Source organism: Comamonas sp. GW821-FHT11H03 (assembly GCF_058807955.1).
Window position 1 is genome coordinate 46,146 of the sequence record NZ_JBXARF010000011.1, and the last position, 16,664, is coordinate 62,809.

Sequence of the window (16,664 nt, forward strand, 5' to 3'; positions counted from 1 at the left end):
ATGTCTGAAACCTTGGTCGTGAGCAAGTTTGTTGCGCAAAAAAGCCGGCACGCCATGGGCGGTACCGGCTTTTGCAACTCTGTCAGCGATCAGGCAGCAACGGCCTGTGCCTGCTCGATCTGGGCCTTGGCAGCTTCCATGGCTGCAGCCTTGGCGTCGGGACCCATGGCCACACCTTCAGCACGAACAATGGTCACGTCGGTCACGCCCATGAAGCCGAAGATCACCTTCAGATAGCTTTCCTGGTGCTCCATGGCCTGGCCCGCTTCGCTGGTGGAGTAGGCGCCGCCGCGAGCGGAAGCGACGATGACCTTCTTGTCGCCGGCCAGACCCACGGGGCCGGTAGCGGTGTACTTGAACGTACGGCCAGCCTGGGCGATGCGGTCCAGCCAGGACTTCAGCTGCGAGGGGATGGTGAAGTTGTAGAAGGGGGCGCCCACGACGATCACGTCAGCGGCCAGGAACTGGCTGACCAGCGCTTCGGAGACAGCGTTTTCCTGACGTTCGACTTCGGTGGCAGCAGCCTGGCCGGTGCGAAAGCCCATAGACTGCGCGCTCAGGTGGCTGGGGGCGCTCACGGCCAGATCCAGGTAGTCCACCTTGGCTTCGGGGTTGGCCTGCTTGAGGCTGGCAACGATATCGGCAGTCAGTGCGCGGGTAACGGAATTGGAGCCAGTGATGGAAGAGTCGATGTGCAGGATTTGCATATTGGTACCTATACCTCTAAAAGTGAGTAAGAGAGCACTTCTTGCCCCGCCCGGATGCTGCGTTGCGGCAAAACAGTGATTCGTTTTGAATTGCAATGGGATAGATTGTAGATTTGTTTAGATTCGGCAATAAGTCTGCAAAAATGCGATAGATCGTTCCAAATATCAATTCAATCGAGTCCAAGGATATATGCATGGTGGATCTCAACGACATGCTGTACTTCGTCGAGGTGGTCGAGCGCGGCGGCTTTGCTGCGGCGGGGCGGGCGCTGGGTATTCCCAAGTCGCGCCTCTCGCGCCGTGTTGCCGAGTTGGAGGCCCATCTTGGGGTGCGCTTGCTGCAACGCACCACCCGCAAGCTGTCTCTGACGCAAGTGGGGGAGACCTTTTTGCGCCATGGCCAGGCCATGCGCGATGCCGCCCTGGCCGCCTCGGATGCCGTGGCCGAAGTCCAGACCGAGCCGCGCGGCACCATTCGTGTGACCTGTCCGGTGACACTCGCGCAGACGGTGCTGGGTGAGCTGATGCCCGAATTCCTCAAGCGCTGCCCGCTGGTGCAGGTGGAGATGCAAGTCACCAACCGCCCTGTCAATCTGGTCGAGGAGGGGGTGGATGTCGCCTTGCGCGTGCGCGCCACTTTGGAGGACAGCGGCTCCATGGTCGTCAAGCGACTCGACAGCTCACGCCAGATCCTGGTGGCCAGCCCCGATCTGCTGCAGCGCCAGGGCACGCCCAGGTCGCTGGAGGACTTGCAGTTGCTTGACAGCATGGCGATGGCGGCAGTCGACGGCCATTCCAGCCTGCTGCTTGTCGGGCCCGAAGGCAAGGAGCACCGGCTGCAGTTGCAGCCGCGCTATGTGGTCGACGATTTGCTGACGCTGAAGTTTGCCGCCCTGGCCGGCAGCGGCATGTGCTGGCTGCCTGACTATATGTGTCAGGACGAATTGATCCGGGGCACTCTGGTGCAGTTGCTGCCGCAATGGGCGCCTCCGCGCGGCATTGTGCATGCGGTGTTTCCCTCGCGGCGCGGGCTGGCGCCGGCAGTCCGGCATTTTCTGGACTTTCTCGGTGAGCGCATGCCGGGCAGCAGCATCTCTGCCGCGCAGAAGGCTGCATCTGCCTCGGCGCTGCATTAGCTTCTGCCCATAAGGTAACAACAAAACATTCGTTGGGATTTGTGCAGGCCCTGCCCACAATGACTGCCTTGTTATCAGATCAGGAGCGCGCCGGGCTTTTTCCCCTGGCTTGGCTGTCGCTCTGAGATTACAGGAGGCAGCATGACATCCCCATTTCGCATCGTGATCGTGCCAGGCTGGCGCAACTCCGGCCCCGGTCATTGGCAAAGCCTGTGGGCAGAGCAGCTGGAAGGCGCCATACGTGTACAGCAGCAGGACTGGCTGGTGCCGCACCGCGATGCCTGGGTTGGGGAGCTGGAAAAAGTCCTGCTTGCCGATGAGCGTCCTGCCGTCATCGTGGCTCACAGCCTGGGTTGCATCACGACCGCACATCTGGGCGAGGCCGCTGCAGCGCGTGTGCATGGTGCCTTGCTGGTGGCTCCGGCCGATCCCGAGCGCCGCGCCCAGCTGGCCGACTTCGCTCCCGTGCCCTATGCGCCGCTGCCCTATCGCAGCGTGCTGGTGGCCAGCAGCAATGATCCGTTCTGCCCCATTCGCCGTGCGGGCGCTTATGCCAGGGCCTGGGGCAGCGAGCTGGTGCGCTTGCAGAACGCCGGACATATCAATATCGAGTCTGGCTTCGGCGCCTGGCCGCTGGGGCTGGCACTGCTGCAGTCGCTGACCGAGCAGGGCGGCTGGAATGCCCGGACCTCCGACCGGCTCTTGCAGACAGCTGCATTGGCGGCTTGAAATCCTTGCTCAGGTGTCCGGTCGTGCTTTACTTTTGATAGCTGAAAGCGCTTGCTGATAAAGCGCTTTCAGCTTTTTTCGCGTTGGCTTTGCGTGCTGTTTTATTCTTTATATCGAATTTCAGAAAAACAAAGAAAAATATATTCTTTTGAGTTTTAAGGGGTCGTTCGCACAATGTCTACATCTATACACATTGCTCAAGAAAAGGCTGCGAACCATGCATTCCGTGAAGCTCAAGACATTGTTGGCATCCATCGCACTGGCAGCAGCAGGCGCTGCCTCTGCGCAAACTCAGCTGCTCAATGTCTCCTATGACGTGGCGCGCGAGTTCTACAAGGATTACAACGCTGCCTTTATCGCCCATTACAAGAAGACCAAGGGCGTGGACATCAAGGTGGACCAGTCCCATGGCGGCTCCAGTGCCCAGGCCCGCGCTGTCAATGACGGTCTGGCTGCCGATGTGGTGACCTTCAACACGACCACCGATGTGGATTTCCTGGCCCAGAACGGTGTGGTCGCCAAGGACTGGAACAAGAAGTTCCCGCATGATGCATCGCCCACTACATCGACCATGCTGTTTCTGGTGCGCAACGGCAACCCCAAGAACATCAAGGACTGGTCCGATCTGGTGCGTCCCGACGTGAAGGTCGTGGTGGTCAACCCCAAGACCGGCGGCAATGGTCGCTACGCCTATCTGGCCGCCTGGGGCTCGGTACGTGAGAAGGGCGGCACCGATGCGCAGGCGGCCGAATTCGTGCAAAAGCTCTACAAGAACGTGCCCGTGCTGGGCAAGGGCGGCCGCGATGCGACCAGCATCTTCTTGCAGCGCAACATCGGCGATGTGCTGATCACCTTCGAATCCGAAGTCGTGTCCGTGGACCGTGAATTCGGCCAGGGCAAGGTCGATGCCGTCTACCCCTCGGTGAGCATCGTGGCCGAGAACCCCGTGGCCGTTGTCGAGCGCACCGTGGCCAAGAAGGGAACCACCCAGCTGGCCACCGACTATCTGCAGTGGCTGTACTCTGACGAAGCCCAGGAAATCGCTGCCAAGCATGCGATTCGTCCGCGCTCCGAAGCGGTGCTCAAGAAGCACGCCGACCAGTTCAAGCCCATCAAGCAGTTCACCGTGGCCAAGTACTTCGGCTCGCTGAGCGAAGCGCAGAAGGTGCACTTCAATGATGGCGGCCAGTTCGACAAGCTGTATACCCCCGGTAAGTAACCGGCTCCCCCCGGGCCGCTTTGCGGCTTCCTCCTCTCTCGCTGCGCGGGAGAGGACAACATCCTCGCTGCGGGACGGCCCTTGCTCGATGTTTTTGAGCTGGGCCGTGCTTGATTGACCTTCAGTGAAATCCACACCCCCCGTTTCGTCTTTGAATATGTCCTCTGCTGCTCTAGCCCCCCGCAAGGCGCGTAGTGCCAAGCGAGTGTTGCCCGGTTTCGGGCTGACGCTGGGCTACACCATTTTCTATCTGAGCATCATCGTGCTCATCCCTCTGGTCGCCCTGCTGTTCAAGAGCTTCTCATTGACCTGGGAGCAGTTCTGGTCTGCGGTTTCTGCACCCGCGGTGGTCGCTTCCTACGAGCTGTCCTTCACCATGTCCTTTGTCGCGGCCTGCGTGAACGTGGTGTTCGGCATGCTGATTGCCTGGGTGCTGGTGCGCTACCAGTTCCCCGGCAAGAAGGTGGTGGACGCGCTGGTCGATCTGCCGTTTGCGCTGCCCACCGCCGTGGCCGGCATCTCGCTGTCGGCGCTGTATGCGGGTAACGGCTGGATCGGGCAGTACTTCGAGTCGCTGGGCATCCAGATGGCCTACAACCCCAAGGGCATCGCGATTGCGCTGATTTTCATCGGCCTGCCGTTTGTGGTGCGTACCGTACAGCCGGTGCTCGAAGACTTCGAGAAGGAGCTGGAAGAGGCTGCGACCAGCCTGGGTGCGTCGCGCTGGCAGATTTTCTACAAGGTCATCCTGCCGCATATCGGCCCGGCGCTGCTGACCGGCTTTGCCATGGCTTTTGCGCGCGCCGTGGGTGAATATGGCTCGGTGATCTTCATTGCCGGCAATATTCCCATGGTCTCGGAAATCACTCCGCTGATCATCATGGCCAAGCTCGATCAACATGATGTGGCCGGTGCCACGGCCGTGGCCGTGGTCATGCTGCTGATCTCTTTTGTATTGCTGCTGCTGATCAACGCACTGCAGGCATGGCAGCGCAAGGCGCAGGGAGGCCGCTGAGATGTCTTCGATTCACGCAGCCATTCAAGCGCTGTTCCCCAATCTGCTGCCCATCTGGGCACACCTCATCACCATCGTCGCGATTGCCCTGGTCGTGCTGGTCGCGCTTTACAAGATCACGGCCCCGCCCAAAAGCGCCAAGCTGGAGAAGATGACCACGACCGAGCCGCGCTGGGTGCGCTGGGTTCTGACCACGGTGGCCCTGCTTTTCATGCTGGTGTTCCTGATCCTGCCGCTGTTGTCCGTCTTCGGCGAGGCATTGCGCAAGGGCTGGGATGTCTACGTCACGGCGCTGGGCGAGCCCGATGCAATCTCTTCCATCAAGCTCACGCTGATCACAGCGCTGATTGCCGTGCCCTTGAATCTGGTCTTCGGTGTGGCGGCAGCGTGGTGTATTGCCAAGTACGAGTTCAAGGGCAAGGCATTTTTGACGACCTTGATCGACCTGCCGTTCTCCATCTCGCCCGTGGTCGCGGGTCTGATGTATGTGCTGGTCTTCGGTGCCAATGGCTGGCTGGGCCCCTGGCTGGCCGAGCATGAGATCCAGATCATCTTTGCCGTGCCCGGCATCGTGCTGGCCACCGTGTTCGTGACCTTCCCCTTCATCGCCCGTGAACTGATTCCGCTGATGCAGGCCCAGGGCAGTGACGAGGAGCAGGCCGCCATCGTGCTCGGAGCCTCGGGCTGGCAGACCTTCTGGAATGTCACCCTGCCCAATATCAAATGGGGTCTGGTCTATGGCGTGATTCTGTGCAATGCGCGCGCCATGGGCGAGTTCGGCGCCGTGTCCGTGGTTTCCGGCCATATCCGGGGTCAGACCAACACCATGCCTTTGCATGTGGAAGTGCTGTATGCCGACTATCAGGCGGCTGCCGCCTTTGCCGTGGCATCGCTGCTGGCGCTGCTGGCGCTGGTGACGCTGGTCATCAAGTCCCTCGCCGAATGGCGTGCCGAGCAGCAGGCCAAGGCCGCTGCCGAAGCACCGCCCGAGCGTCCAGCCCCGATCAGCCTCGCAACGAACCAAACCGCCAAGGCAGCCTGAGCTGCCGGGATCAGAACAAGAGATTCATCATGAGTATCGAAATTCGTAATGTCAGCAAGCAGTTCGGCGATTTTCAGGCCCTGCGCGATGTGAGTCTGGATATCAAATCTGGCGAGCTGATCGCCTTGCTCGGCCCCTCGGGCTGCGGCAAGACCACGCTGCTGCGCATCATCGCGGGTCTGGAGACGGCCGATGTGGGCAGCATCCACTTCAGCGGCGAAGACACGACCGATGTGCATGTGCGCGACCGCAACGTGGGCTTTGTGTTTCAGCACTATGCGCTGTTCCGCCACATGACCGTGTTCGAGAACGTGGCCTTCGGCCTGCGTGTCAAGCCGCGCAAGGAACGCCCCAGCGAGGCAGTGATCAAGGAAAAGGTCATGAAGCTGCTCAAGCTGGTGCAGCTGGACTGGATTGCCGAGCGCTACCCCTCGCAGCTCTCGGGCGGCCAGCGCCAGCGTATCGCGCTGGCACGAGCCCTGGCCGTCGAGCCCAAGGTGCTGCTGCTTGACGAGCCCTTTGGTGCGCTGGACGCCAAGGTGCGCAAAGAGCTGCGCCGCTGGCTGCGTCAGCTGCACGACGAGTTGCATGTGACCTCCATCTTCGTGACCCACGACCAGGAGGAGGCCCTGGAGGTGGCGGATCGTGTGGTGGTCATCAACCAGGGCAAGATCGAGCAGGAAGGTACGCCCCAGCAAGTCTGGGACAACCCGGCCACGCCGTTTGTCTATGGCTTCCTGGGCGATGTCAACCTGTTCAAGGGCCGCGCCAGCGACGGCCGGGTCTATCTGGACGAGGGCATGCAGCTCGACAGCAGCGATGCGCGCGGTGCCAAGGACAGCCAGGCTTTTGCTTATGTGCGACCCCATGACCTGGAGGTGGAGCGCTATTCCCCGGGCCAGAATCTCGATGCCCAGGGTCGCCCCACAGGCATCGTGGCCCAGCTTTCGCGGGCCATTGTGGTCGGCCCCATCGCCAGGCTGGAACTTATTCCCTCCGAGACCACACCAAATGCCAGCCATGCCGGGGAAGATGGGTTGATCGAAGCCCAGATTCCCGCACAGCAGTTCAAGGACATGGGCTTGCGCGAAGGTGAAACCCTGGTGGTGACGCCGCGCCGTGCCAAGGTGTTCCTGGATGAGGCGGCTGGAATTTGATACCCCCCTGAGGCGCCAAGCGCCTTCACCCTCTCTCGCTTTGTGGGAGGGTGACGACACCCCCGGTGCGCGGCAGCGCGCTTCCTGGGTGTCTCCTGCGAAAGGAGTCGTGCAGGTGCAGGGGGGCGTTATCCTTGCCTCAGGCATGATCCGTTAATTTCGCAGAAAGAGAATGATGCTTCAATGGTTTGAAACCGCGCCGCGGCGCGTCCTGGCGCTCATCAGCGTGGCCTGTGTGGCCATGCTGGCGTTTGGCCTTTACCTGCAGCATGTGGTGGGCCTGGAGCCTTGTCCCATGTGCATCGTGCAGCGCTATGCACTGATTTTGGTAGCTATCTTCACAGGCCTGGCAAGCCTTAGAGGGCAAAAAAGCTGGTGGATGAGCTTCGGCGTTCTGGCGCTGCTGTCCAGCGGTTTCGGCGCATTTGTGGCTGCACGCCAGAGCTGGTTGCAGTGGTATCCCCCCGAGTTTGCGACCTGCGGCCGTGACTTCTATGGAATGATCGAGCACTACTCCTTCAGCCGCTCCATTCCCATGATCTTCCAGGGCTCGGGTGACTGTGCGGCCATTGACTGGACCTTGCTGGGCGGCTCCATTGCCAACTGGTCGTTTGTCTGCTTTGTGGCGTTTTTCGTGATTTTGGCGGTGCTGCTGTTCAAGGGCGCGAAGCGCTAATTCCCGTTGACGGCAATGCCATCAAAAAACCCGGCAAGCGCAAGCTGCCGGGTTTTTTGATGGTTCTGACACGCTTGCCATAGCTGTCAATCAAGCGTTCGCAGCTATGGCTACGGCATCAGAGGCTTTCCACACTCTCGCCAACAAAGGTCGGCCCCTTGCTGCCCGACACCCAGCCCGGATAGGTTTCCATGACTTCGGCAAACAGGGCCGAGTCAATCCAGCGCTGCAGCCAATGCTGCAGATGAGGCCAGGGCTGCTCGTTCCACTGTGCTTCGTCAATGCGCGCGTACTGGCGCACAAAGGGGCGTAGTGCCATATCGGCCAGGCTGGGGTTCAGTCCGAACAGATAGCCGGTCTCCTCGAGCTGATCGTTCAGGGCCGACAGCCAGGTCAGCGCATCGGCCTGGGCCTGGTTCACGGCCTCGGCGTCATGGCGCTCGGGGTATTTGCAGCGGTCGAGAGCCTGTTTGAAGAAGCCGTCATTGCGCTCGATCAGAGCCAGCATGTCCTCCAGGCTGCCATGCGTGGGCTGCAGCCAGCCATCGGGGTCGTTGTCGCGCAGCGCATGCAGCATCACCTCCAGGCTCTGGTCAATCACTTTGCCGTCCTGCAGCACCAGCACGGGCACCGTGCCCTTGGGCGATGCGTCGAGCAGTGCCTGCGGCTTGTTGCGCAGATTGATTTCACGCAGTTCACAAGCCAGGCCCGCATGGGCCAGCGCCAGACGGGCGCGAATGGCATAGGGGCAGCGGCGGAAGGAGTACAGGACGGGCAGGGTGGCAGCGGCAGTCAAGGCAGGTGTCTGATGAGATGAATAAAACCAAAGCGCCATGGCGCTTGCTGGGCGTGTACTGTACCTGTTGCTCTGAAGCCATGCAGACCTGTGCGGCTTAGATGCGGTGGAGTGCTCACGGATTGATAGCTTGAAACTCTTGACCCGAAAAGGTTTGTTCGTTGCAGAACGCTTGTTTCAGTCGGTTTGCAGCTGGGTCATCAGCCACTGTCTGAAGGTCTGCAGGGCGGAGCTGGCCTGACGTGACTTGAGATAGGTCAGCCAGTAGGCGCCGGTGTCGACCTCATGGGCAAAAGGGCGCACCAGCCGACCCTGTTGCAGCATGTGCTCGAACATGCGCGCCGGCAGCAAGGCAACGCCTGCGCCCTGGGCGGCGGCCTCGGCCAGCGTCAGCGAAGAGTCGAACATGGCTCCACGCGCCAGCGGGGCAGTCTGGTCCAGGCCGGCAAACCAGCCTTCCCATTCCTGCGTGCGATAGGAACGCAGCAGGGTTTGCCGGGCCAGGTCGGCAGGCTCGCGCAGCTGTTGTGCCAGCACGGGGGTGCACATGGGAGACAGCGGCGCGCGCAGCAGCATCTGCGCGTGCGTGCCATGCCAGGCTCCGTCGCCAAAGCGCACGGCGGCGTCCAGTCCTTCGCCGGCCAGATCCACGCGATTGTTATTGGTCAGCAGCCTGAGGTCTATATAGGGATGCAACTGCTGGAACTGGCTCAGCCTGGGGATCAGCCAGCCGATGGCAAAAGTGCCGACCACGCCCACGTTCAGAATTTCACGCGGTCGTGGCTCAGCCACCTGCTGCAGCGATTGCTCTATGCGCTCGAAGCTCTGTGCCACCACTGGCCACAAAGCCTGGCCTTCGTCGGTCAGGGCCAGGCCGCGCGGCAGGCGGCGAAACAAAGGTTTGCCCAGGCGCTCTTCGAGATTGCGGATGTGCTGGCTGACGGCGGCCTGCGTCACATGCAACTCCTGTGCTGCGCGGGTCAGGCTCAGGTGACGTGCGGCCGCATCAAACATGCGCAAGGCGTTCAGTGGTAGCTGCATATCTCAATCAAGATAAAAGTTTTTCTAATGGATCGTGTCAATTATTACTGCTGGTTCGTAGGGATCTACCGATTTATGCTTCAAACCATGGCAGTTAACCAAAAGAGGATCTTATGCAACGACGCAGCATGCTGACAACAGGACTGGCCTTGGGTCTGGGGGCCTGGGGACTGAGCGGCTGTGCTTTTATCTCCAAGCAGCAAGCCGCAGCAGCGAGAACATTGAGCGACGAGTTGGCGGTGCTGGAAAATCAGGCCCAGGGCCGGTTCGGCCTGTATGTGCTGGATACCGTCAGCGGTGCCGAGGCAGGCTGGCGTGGCGATGAGCGCTTTCCCATGTGCAGCACCTTCAAGACCTTGTTGGCCGCACGCATGCTGTATCTGGCACAGCGCGATGAAACGCGTCTGTGGCGCAAGCTCTATTACTCTCCTTCCGAAGTCGTGGCCTGGTCGCCGATCTCCGAAAAGCGCGCGGGTGCCAATGGCGGCATGACGGTGCAGGAGTTGTGTGAAGCGATGGTGCTTGTCAGCGACAACACGGCGGCCAATGTGCTGCTGGAGGCCAGCGGCGGGCCGGCGGCGCTGACCCAATGGCTGCGCGATCTGGGTGACGGCACCACCAGGCTGGACCGCAACGAACCTTCGCTGAACACGGCGCTGGCCGGCGATGAACGCGACACCACGACGCCGCAGGCCATGTTGCAAAGCTTGCAGAAGTTGCTGTTGGGCGATGTGCTGGAGGGCTATGGCCGCGCCCTGCTGCAGCAATGGCTGGTGGACAGCCGCACCGGTGACAAGCGCCTGCGCGCCGGCATGCCCGGCGACTGGAAGGTGGGTGGCAAGACTGGCACCGGCGAGAGGGGCACGGCCTGCGACACCCTTATCGTCTGGCCTACCGAGCAATCTGCGCCGCTGCTGGTGACGGCCTATCTGACCGGCAGCCAGCTCGATGGTGCGGGGCGTGAGGCCGTGCTGGCCAGGGCTGGCGAAGCGGTCAAGCGCTGGTATTACGCGATCTGAGGCACCGCGGCCATTTCGATCCTGGGCAAGGATCTTGCATGTCTGTGCCGGCTTGGGGGAAGCGCTGTTACATGAGCCTCACCGTCGACTCGATTGCGGTCCGCAGCCCGCTCTGCGGGCTTGCCCTTCAGGCCTGGGGTTTGCTGCCTGCCGGGGCATGGGGCCGGCCAATCACAGTCCTGCCTGAACCTCGCGTTTGAACTTGGGCAGGCCCGGCAGCAGTTGCTGCGCATGTGCATTCCCTCGGGCTTTAGCCGGGTGATGGGCAATATATGTGCCGCTTGGTTGGCTGTTGTAAAAACCTGTGTGGCCAATCGTTGTGGCTATTGCCGATCTGGCAAGCCCATGGGCGGGGGCAGAATGTGGGTATTCGCCCATTTTTGCAGCCGCCCCGAAACGATTGCCCGCCCATGCAGCAAGAGCCAGATTTCTTTCACAACCTCAATGAAGAGATGCGCGACGGAAAGCGCTGGCTGGAGCGGACGGTGGTGCTGGCATATGCCGCAGCGGCGGGCCTGAGCGTGGTGGCTTTCACGCTGCTGGCCGAAGCTGCGTTCGGGTTTTTCGAGAGCATCTACCACGGTGTCCATGGCTGGCTGGTACTGATCTGGATGCCCGCCATCACGGCGGCAGCGGTTTGGGCCACGCGCAAATGGGCTCCCGGTGCCAGCGGTTCGGGCATCCCGCAGGTGATTGCCACGCTGGAGCCATCGGTCGATGCTGGTTTGCGCAAGCGCTTTGTGTCGCTGTGGCTGTCGTTTGCCAAGATCGTGCTGTCCAGCGCGGGCTTTCTTGCGGGCCTGTCGATAGGGCGGGAAGGACCGTCTGTGCAGGTGGCTGCAGGTGTCATGCATTCGGCGCGACGCTGGCTGGGCCCCAAGTCCGTCATCAATACCCATGCCTTGTTGGTGGCTGGTGGAGCGGCGGGTATTGCCGCAGCCTTCAACGCCCCGCTGGCAGGCGTGGTGTTTGCCATCGAGGAGCTCTCGCGCAAGCTGGAGTCGCGCTCCAGCGGGCTCATCATTGCGGCCATTGTGCTGGCCGGTCTGATGGGGGTCTCGGTCTTCGGCAACCTGAGCTACTTTGGCCGCATTCGTGTGGCAGAGCTTGGCTGGCGTGACCTGCTGCCTTGTCTTGCCGTGGCGCTGACCTGCGGCGTGCTGGGCGGCTTGTTTGCCAAGCTCATGACCCACTCGCTGACTTCGTCCAGCGAGCGCCTCAACAAGCTCAGGTCACGCTTTCCCATCCGCTTTGCGGCAGCGCTGGCCCTGCTGATTGCCGTCATCGGCGTGGTGACCGGCGGCGCCACCTTTGGTGCTGGCTCCGAAGCCGTCAAGCATATGCTGCAGGGCGAGGCCGATGTGCCCGAGTTCTATGTCACGCTCAAATTCATCGCTACCTGGCTATCGGCCTGGGTGGGCGTGCCCGGCGGTATCTTTGCGCCCTCGCTGTCGATTGGTGCAGGCGTGGGCAATAACGTTGCATCGATTGTTGGAACCACGGATATAGCTCCTGCATTGATAGCGATGGGCATGGCGGCCTTTCTGGCGGCGGTCACCCAGGCGCCGCTGACGGCCTTCATCATCGTGATGGAGATGGTGGACGGCCACTCACTGGTGCTGAGCCTCATGGCATCGGCCATGATTGCCAGCATGATCTCGCGCATGATTGCGCGGCCGCTGTATGAGTCGCTGGCCTTGCACATGCTCCAGGTGGCAAGGGCCTCTTTGCCCAAGGAGCCGGAGCCGGAGCCTGAAGCCGCTGCGGCTCCAGCGGAGTCCACACAGCCAGTGGCGCTGAATGAGTCTTCCGAGCCTGATGCACTGCAAAAGTCGCGTCAAGGCTAGGCGGTCGCTTGAATCCATCAGCGGCGTCTACGCGGAATTGAACTGGCTTGGGCCAACGGTGGTTGTGCTTGTACTTGTGCTCGGGTGAAGTCAGGAGTGCAAGTGATCCTGGGCGCGAGGCGCAGTCGGTGGGTCAGGCCTACAGGCTCTGTGAGTGCTCTTTGAGTCCTCTTTGAGCGTCTTGCTGTGCATGGCCCGCGAGGCTCTACCCTGAGCGAAGAGCCGCACGCAGTCTATTGACGTTGGATGCCGGACGGCAGTGGGAATATTGCTGCCAACCCCATAGCCCAAAAGCCCCAGGCCTGAGCGCCGTCATGACAAAAGCCACCCTCTGGTGGCTTTTGTTTTGTGCGCTTGACGGCAGGCGATAGCTATTAAATAGTGAGCATCTGGCGTATTATATAAAAGGATATTGGATAGGTTTCAATTTGATATCCTTAATTAACGTGTGCAGATAGCTCCTTTAAAGGTAGCGCCATCGGGCCCCGCACATGCTCGGCCAGGGCATCCAGATCCAGCATGCCGCCCGCCACATCGATGCCTTGCGCGAAGATCCGAGTGGATGCTTACCTTGAGTACCTGATGCTTGAGTCTGAGAGGCAAGAGCTGGAGTGTGAGATGCAAAGAGCGAGAAGTTGGGCGACCTCGCCATTGGTGATGTGTGCGACATCCACGACATCTACAGCATTTACGACGTCTACAGCATTTACGACATCTACGACTGGGGTCACTGGCAGCATCGATCTGGCCTATCGTTGCAGCCAGTCATCTTTGTCGACCTCCGAAGCCAAGCGTTAAGCAGGCGTCCTGGATACGACTGCCGCTGGCCGTCGCTGGCTGTCGCAGGCCGTCGCTGGCTGTCGCAGGCCGTCGCGGTTGGCCCATGACCGACACAAGCGTCAGGCCAATGGGCTTGGACAGTCCGTACTACCAGAAGTACGCCAGAAGTACGCCAGAAGTACGCCAGGAGTACGCCAGCTGTATCCAGTGCGACCCAATCTTCAGGCGTTACGCTTGTTTGCGCACTATCACATGCATGGCCCGTTCGCCCTGTCTCACCTCGGCGACCTCATAGCCCAGAGCACGCATGTCCAAGCCTTGCCAGAGGTTTTCACCGGAGCCCATCAACACAGGACGTACAGCGAGGTGAATCTCATCGACCAGTCGCGCCTGCAGGAACTGTCGCACGGTGGCTACGCCGCCGCCAATGCGAATATCGCGATCACCTGCGGCTGCCTTGGCTTGCGCCAGCGCCGATGCAATGCCATCCGTGACGAAGTGAAAATCAGTGCCGCCCTGCATGCGCAGTGTGGGCCGCGCGTGGTGGGTCAGGACAAATGCGGGTACGTGATAAGGCGGCTCATCGCCCCACCAGCCCTTCCAGCTTTCGTCGGGCCAATGGCCGCGCACCGGTCCGAACATATTGCGCCCCAGAATCCACGCACCGATGTTCTCGAAGGAGCGCTCGGCCATCTGATTGTCGACACCTGTTTCGCCGATCTGAGACCCCCCATGCATACGCTGAAAGACCTGGGTGGGGAAGAACCACTCAAGGATCTCAGGCCCACCGACGCCGAGCGGGTTCTGCAGATCCTGGTTGGGGCCGGCGGAGTAACCGTCCAGCGAGATGCCGAAGCAGAGGACTTTGACTTTCATGACGGAACACCTTTCAGTTTAGACAGCGATGATCGAAGGCCTCGATATCAACGTCTGTACTTACCGTTTCCACACGCCTCGGTCACCCGTGGCATTGCTGAGCACAGGGTGTGGGGGCCGAAGCCGCGTCGCACCACTGCTTTGGGTACCCACCTGAATGGACGCGGCTGCTGCGGACTCCGTCGTCCATCTCGCTGCTCAGCTTGATTGCGACTCAAGCCATCCATTTTTCAACCGCACGACCCCACAAAGCCGCAGGCGGTACAGAACTGACAGCCATCTTTTCTGATCATGGCATGTGCTCCGCAGTCGGGACACTTTTGACCGCGGATGGAGGCACTGCTCTCGGGCGGGGATGTCGGCGTGGCCGCCGTGCTGGGCGCTGGCTGGGGCAGGCCGCGGTTGGCGATGATGCTTTGAATCGCATAGGCCAGCAGCGCCACTTCGCTGTCGTGCCAAAGCGGGATGCGGCTGCCGTCGTCGCGCGTCCTGCTGCCGTAGCGCACCGGGCCGCGATCCCAGGCCACCTTGCGCAGATCGGCCAGGGCCTTGTCGAGAAAGCCGCCGCGCGCGGCCAGACTCAGGCTGCGCATGGTGGCCGTGATCCATTGCTGGCTCTCGCCGGTCTGGCCCACGGGCATGAAGAACTCGATGGGACGCTCCACACCGTCGACCACCATGAAGCTGACGACCAGGTAGAGACGCCGTATGCCGTCATGCGTGAAATATTCGATCTTGTCCACCACGGCATTGAGCGGGCCCTCGGGGCGGCGCTCGATCACGGCCGTCAGGCCGCCGGTGCCTGAGCAATTGATGGCAGCCTGCGATTGATTGATAGGCGCTTGAGAGGGATCGGGTGCCGAATCTGTGGAGAGGACCGCACCCAGCGTGTCGTTGGGGCGGTAGGTGGCACAGCCTTTGAGGCCGGCCTCCCAGCACTCCATGTAGAGATGCTTGAAGTCCTCGAACGGATAGTCGGCCGGGATGTTGACAGTCTTGGAAATCGAAGTGTCGATAAAGGGCTGTACGCAGCGCATCATGGCCACATGCTCGCTGGCGCTCAGTTCCAGCGCACTGACAAAGCACTCGGGCAGCGATGCCTCGTCACCGTGCAAGGCCTTGTAGAGGCGGTAGGCGTGATCTTGCACAGTGTAGAACTGCTCGCCGCCGTCGGCCGTGCGCTTTTTGCGCGTATAGGTCCAGGAAAAGGCGGGCTCGATGCCGTTGGACGCATTGTCAGCAAAGGCCAGCGACACGGTGCCCGTGGGGGCGATGGACAGCAGATGGCTGTTGCGAAGGCCATGCTTCTTGATGGCGGCGCGCAGCTCCTTGGGCAGGCGTTTGGCAAAACCGCTTTTCAGATACTGCTTGGCGTTGAACAGCGGGAAGACCCCTTTTTCCTGTGCCAGCTGCACTGATGCGGCATAAGCCGCATCGCGCATGGCGCGGGCTATGGATTCGGCTTGCTGCAGGCCTTCATCGCTGGCGTAACGCAGGCCCAGCAGAATCAACGCGTCGCCCAGTCCTGTGAAGCCCACGCCGATGCGGCGCTTTTGCTGTGCCTCGCGCTGCTGCTCTGGCAGCGGCCAGACGGTGGCGTCCAGCACGTTGTCCAGCATGCGCACCTGAACCGTGACGGCGGCGCGAAAGGCTTCCATGTCGAAGAAAGCCTGGGGTGTGAAGGGTTCGCGCACAAAGCGCGTGAGTATGACGGGGCCCAGATCGCAGCAGCCATAGGGGGGCAGGGGTTGCTCGCCACAGGGATTGGTGGCGGCAATCTGCTCGGCATACCAGAGGTTGTTATCGGCGTTGATGTTGTCGAGAAACAGGATGCCGGGCTCGGCGAAGTCATAGGCCGAGCGCATGATGGCATCCCACAACGTGCGCGCAGGCTGACTGCGATAGACCCAGAGACCATCGTCGCGGCGATGGGCGCCGGCCTGTATCTGTGCCTGGCTGGGACTGGCGACATGCACCAGATCCCATTCGGCATCGTCCCTGACCGCCTGCATGAAGGCGCTGCTCACGCCCACGGAGACATTGAAATTGTTCCAGCGGCCCTTTTGCCGCTTGGCGGTGATGAACTCCAGCACATCGGGGTGGTCAATGCGCAGCACGCCCATCTGGGCTCCGCGGCGCGCACCGGCCGATTCCACCGTGGTGCAGGACGCATCGAAGACATCGATGAAGGAGCAGGGGCCCGATGCAAAGGAGTTGGTGCCGCGCACCAGCGCACCGCGCGGTCGCAGGTTGGAGAAGTCATAACCCACGCCGCCACCGCGGCGCATGGTCTCGGCTGCCTGAGAAAGCGCCGTGTAGATGCCGGGGTTGCCCTGGGTGTCGAAACCATTGGTGGCGTCGGCGACGGGCTGCACAAAGCAGTTGATCAAGGTGGCCTTGGTGTCCAGCCCCGCCGCAGCCATGATGCGGCCAGCACCGATGGCGCCGCGCTGCAGATTGCTCAGGAATTGCTGCTCCCAATGTGTCTGGAGCTCAGGCTTTTCAACTGCTGCCAGGGCGCGTGCCACGCGGGCAAACAGGTCTTGCTCGGTCTGCTCGCCGTCGGCCAGATATTTTTCGGCCAGCACATCCTGGCTGATGGCCTGAGGAGGGAGTGTGTTCAT

At 61.3% G+C, this 16,664-nt stretch carries 15 protein-coding genes; 10 read left to right on the top strand and 5 right to left on the bottom strand.

Annotation, left to right across the window (positions count from 1 at the left end):
- Nucleotides 1-89: 89 nt before the first annotated feature.
- Nucleotides 90-707, bottom strand: coding sequence for an FMN-dependent NADH-azoreductase (locus AC1RTQ_RS21335; RefSeq protein WP_302091087.1), 618 nt, complete (start codon nt 705-707; stop codon nt 90-92).
- Between the two features lie 194 nt (nt 708-901).
- On the opposite strand from AC1RTQ_RS21335, the gene AC1RTQ_RS21340 reads away from it, so the two are divergent.
- The 7 genes from AC1RTQ_RS21340 to AC1RTQ_RS21370 all read left to right on the top strand — a co-directional run bounded on the left by AC1RTQ_RS21340 (nt 902) and on the right by AC1RTQ_RS21370 (nt 7,681).
- Entirely contained in the window at nt 902-1,843 is a 942-nt protein-coding gene (locus AC1RTQ_RS21340; protein ID WP_492878698.1) for a LysR family transcriptional regulator, read from the top strand.
- 141 nt (nt 1,844-1,984) lie between these two features.
- Entirely contained in the window at nt 1,985-2,572 is a 588-nt protein-coding gene (locus AC1RTQ_RS21345; RefSeq protein WP_302091085.1) for an RBBP9/YdeN family alpha/beta hydrolase, read from the top strand.
- A 217-nt stretch (nt 2,573-2,789) separates the two neighbouring features.
- Complete coding sequence (locus tag AC1RTQ_RS21350) at nt 2,790-3,791, top strand: sulfate ABC transporter substrate-binding protein (RefSeq protein WP_034369780.1); 1,002 nt, start codon at nt 2,790-2,792, stop codon at nt 3,789-3,791.
- Nucleotides 3,792-3,948: 157 nt separating this feature from the next.
- The gene (cysT, locus tag AC1RTQ_RS21355; RefSeq protein ID WP_492878818.1) at nt 3,949-4,806 is read left to right on the top strand and encodes a sulfate ABC transporter permease subunit CysT; all 858 of its coding nucleotides are present in this window, start codon (nt 3,949-3,951) and stop codon (nt 4,804-4,806) included.
- A 1-nt stretch (nt 4,807) separates the two neighbouring features.
- Nucleotides 4,808-5,848, top strand: a complete 1,041-nt coding sequence (gene cysW, locus AC1RTQ_RS21360) for a sulfate ABC transporter permease subunit CysW (protein ID WP_492878700.1) — start codon at nt 4,808-4,810, stop codon at nt 5,846-5,848.
- 29 nt (nt 5,849-5,877) lie between these two features.
- On the top strand, nt 5,878-7,005 hold the full coding sequence (locus AC1RTQ_RS21365; RefSeq protein ID WP_034369785.1) for a sulfate/molybdate ABC transporter ATP-binding protein: 1,128 nt from the start codon (nt 5,878-5,880) through the stop codon (nt 7,003-7,005).
- A gap of 175 nt (nt 7,006-7,180) precedes the next feature.
- Nucleotides 7,181-7,681 carry a disulfide bond formation protein B gene (locus AC1RTQ_RS21370; RefSeq protein WP_437439072.1) on the top strand — a complete coding sequence of 167 codons (501 nt, stop codon included), beginning with the start codon at nt 7,181-7,183 and terminating at the stop codon, nt 7,679-7,681.
- Between the two features lie 118 nt (nt 7,682-7,799).
- Here the strand turns inward: AC1RTQ_RS21370 and AC1RTQ_RS21375 are convergent, their stop codons facing one another.
- The gene (locus tag AC1RTQ_RS21375) at nt 7,800-8,516 is read right to left on the bottom strand and encodes a glutathione S-transferase (protein ID WP_492878702.1); all 717 of its coding nucleotides are present in this window, start codon (nt 8,514-8,516) and stop codon (nt 7,800-7,802) included.
- 138 nt (nt 8,517-8,654) lie between these two features.
- Complete coding sequence (locus AC1RTQ_RS21380; protein ID WP_492878704.1) at nt 8,655-9,518, bottom strand: LysR family transcriptional regulator; 864 nt, start codon at nt 9,516-9,518, stop codon at nt 8,655-8,657.
- 113 nt (nt 9,519-9,631) lie between these two features.
- Between AC1RTQ_RS21380 and bla the strand changes: the two genes are divergently transcribed.
- From bla to AC1RTQ_RS21395, 3 genes are all read left to right on the top strand, one after another.
- The gene (gene bla, locus AC1RTQ_RS21385) at nt 9,632-10,537 is read left to right on the top strand and encodes a class A beta-lactamase (protein WP_492878706.1); all 906 of its coding nucleotides are present in this window, start codon (nt 9,632-9,634) and stop codon (nt 10,535-10,537) included.
- Nucleotides 10,538-10,947: 410 nt separating this feature from the next.
- The gene (locus AC1RTQ_RS21390; RefSeq protein WP_492878708.1) at nt 10,948-12,384 is read left to right on the top strand and encodes a chloride channel protein; all 1,437 of its coding nucleotides are present in this window, start codon (nt 10,948-10,950) and stop codon (nt 12,382-12,384) included.
- Between the two features lie 635 nt (nt 12,385-13,019).
- Nucleotides 13,020-13,271: a hypothetical protein gene (locus AC1RTQ_RS21395; RefSeq protein ID WP_492878710.1), complete on the top strand. Its 252-nt coding sequence runs from the start codon at nt 13,020-13,022 to the stop codon at nt 13,269-13,271.
- Between the two features lie 121 nt (nt 13,272-13,392).
- Here AC1RTQ_RS21395 and AC1RTQ_RS21400 read toward each other — a convergent pair whose 3' ends face one another.
- Together AC1RTQ_RS21400 and AC1RTQ_RS21405 are read right to left on the bottom strand one after the other, a co-directional pair.
- Complete coding sequence (locus tag AC1RTQ_RS21400; RefSeq protein ID WP_304349305.1) at nt 13,393-14,040, bottom strand: dihydrofolate reductase family protein; 648 nt, start codon at nt 14,038-14,040, stop codon at nt 13,393-13,395.
- A gap of 230 nt (nt 14,041-14,270) precedes the next feature.
- Nucleotides 14,271-16,664: an adenosylcobalamin-dependent ribonucleoside-diphosphate reductase gene (locus tag AC1RTQ_RS21405; protein WP_492878712.1), complete on the bottom strand. Its 2,394-nt coding sequence runs from the start codon at nt 16,662-16,664 to the stop codon at nt 14,271-14,273.

Coding starts and splice junctions, on each gene's coding strand:
- AC1RTQ_RS21335 (WP_302091087.1), bottom strand. CDS start 707: ATGCAAATCCTGCACATCGACTCTTCCATCACTGGCTCCAATTCCGTT.
- AC1RTQ_RS21340 (WP_492878698.1), top strand. CDS start 902: ATGGTGGATCTCAACGACATGCTGTACTTCGTCGAGGTGGTCGAGCGC.
- AC1RTQ_RS21345 (WP_302091085.1), top strand. CDS start 1,985: ATGACATCCCCATTTCGCATCGTGATCGTGCCAGGCTGGCGCAACTCC.
- AC1RTQ_RS21350 (WP_034369780.1), top strand. CDS start 2,790: ATGCATTCCGTGAAGCTCAAGACATTGTTGGCATCCATCGCACTGGCA.
- cysT (WP_492878818.1), top strand. CDS start 3,949: ATGTCCTCTGCTGCTCTAGCCCCCCGCAAGGCGCGTAGTGCCAAGCGA.
- cysW (WP_492878700.1), top strand. CDS start 4,808: ATGTCTTCGATTCACGCAGCCATTCAAGCGCTGTTCCCCAATCTGCTG.
- AC1RTQ_RS21365 (WP_034369785.1), top strand. CDS start 5,878: ATGAGTATCGAAATTCGTAATGTCAGCAAGCAGTTCGGCGATTTTCAG.
- AC1RTQ_RS21370 (WP_437439072.1), top strand. CDS start 7,181: ATGCTTCAATGGTTTGAAACCGCGCCGCGGCGCGTCCTGGCGCTCATC.
- AC1RTQ_RS21375 (WP_492878702.1), bottom strand. CDS start 8,516: ATGGCGCTTTGGTTTTATTCATCTCATCAGACACCTGCCTTGACTGCC.
- AC1RTQ_RS21380 (WP_492878704.1), bottom strand. CDS start 9,518: ATGCAGCTACCACTGAACGCCTTGCGCATGTTTGATGCGGCCGCACGT.
- bla (WP_492878706.1), top strand. CDS start 9,632: ATGCAACGACGCAGCATGCTGACAACAGGACTGGCCTTGGGTCTGGGG.
- AC1RTQ_RS21390 (WP_492878708.1), top strand. CDS start 10,948: ATGCAGCAAGAGCCAGATTTCTTTCACAACCTCAATGAAGAGATGCGC.
- AC1RTQ_RS21400 (WP_304349305.1), bottom strand. CDS start 14,040: ATGAAAGTCAAAGTCCTCTGCTTCGGCATCTCGCTGGACGGTTACTCC.
- AC1RTQ_RS21405 (WP_492878712.1), bottom strand. CDS start 16,664: ATGAACACACTCCCTCCTCAGGCCATCAGCCAGGATGTGCTGGCCGAA.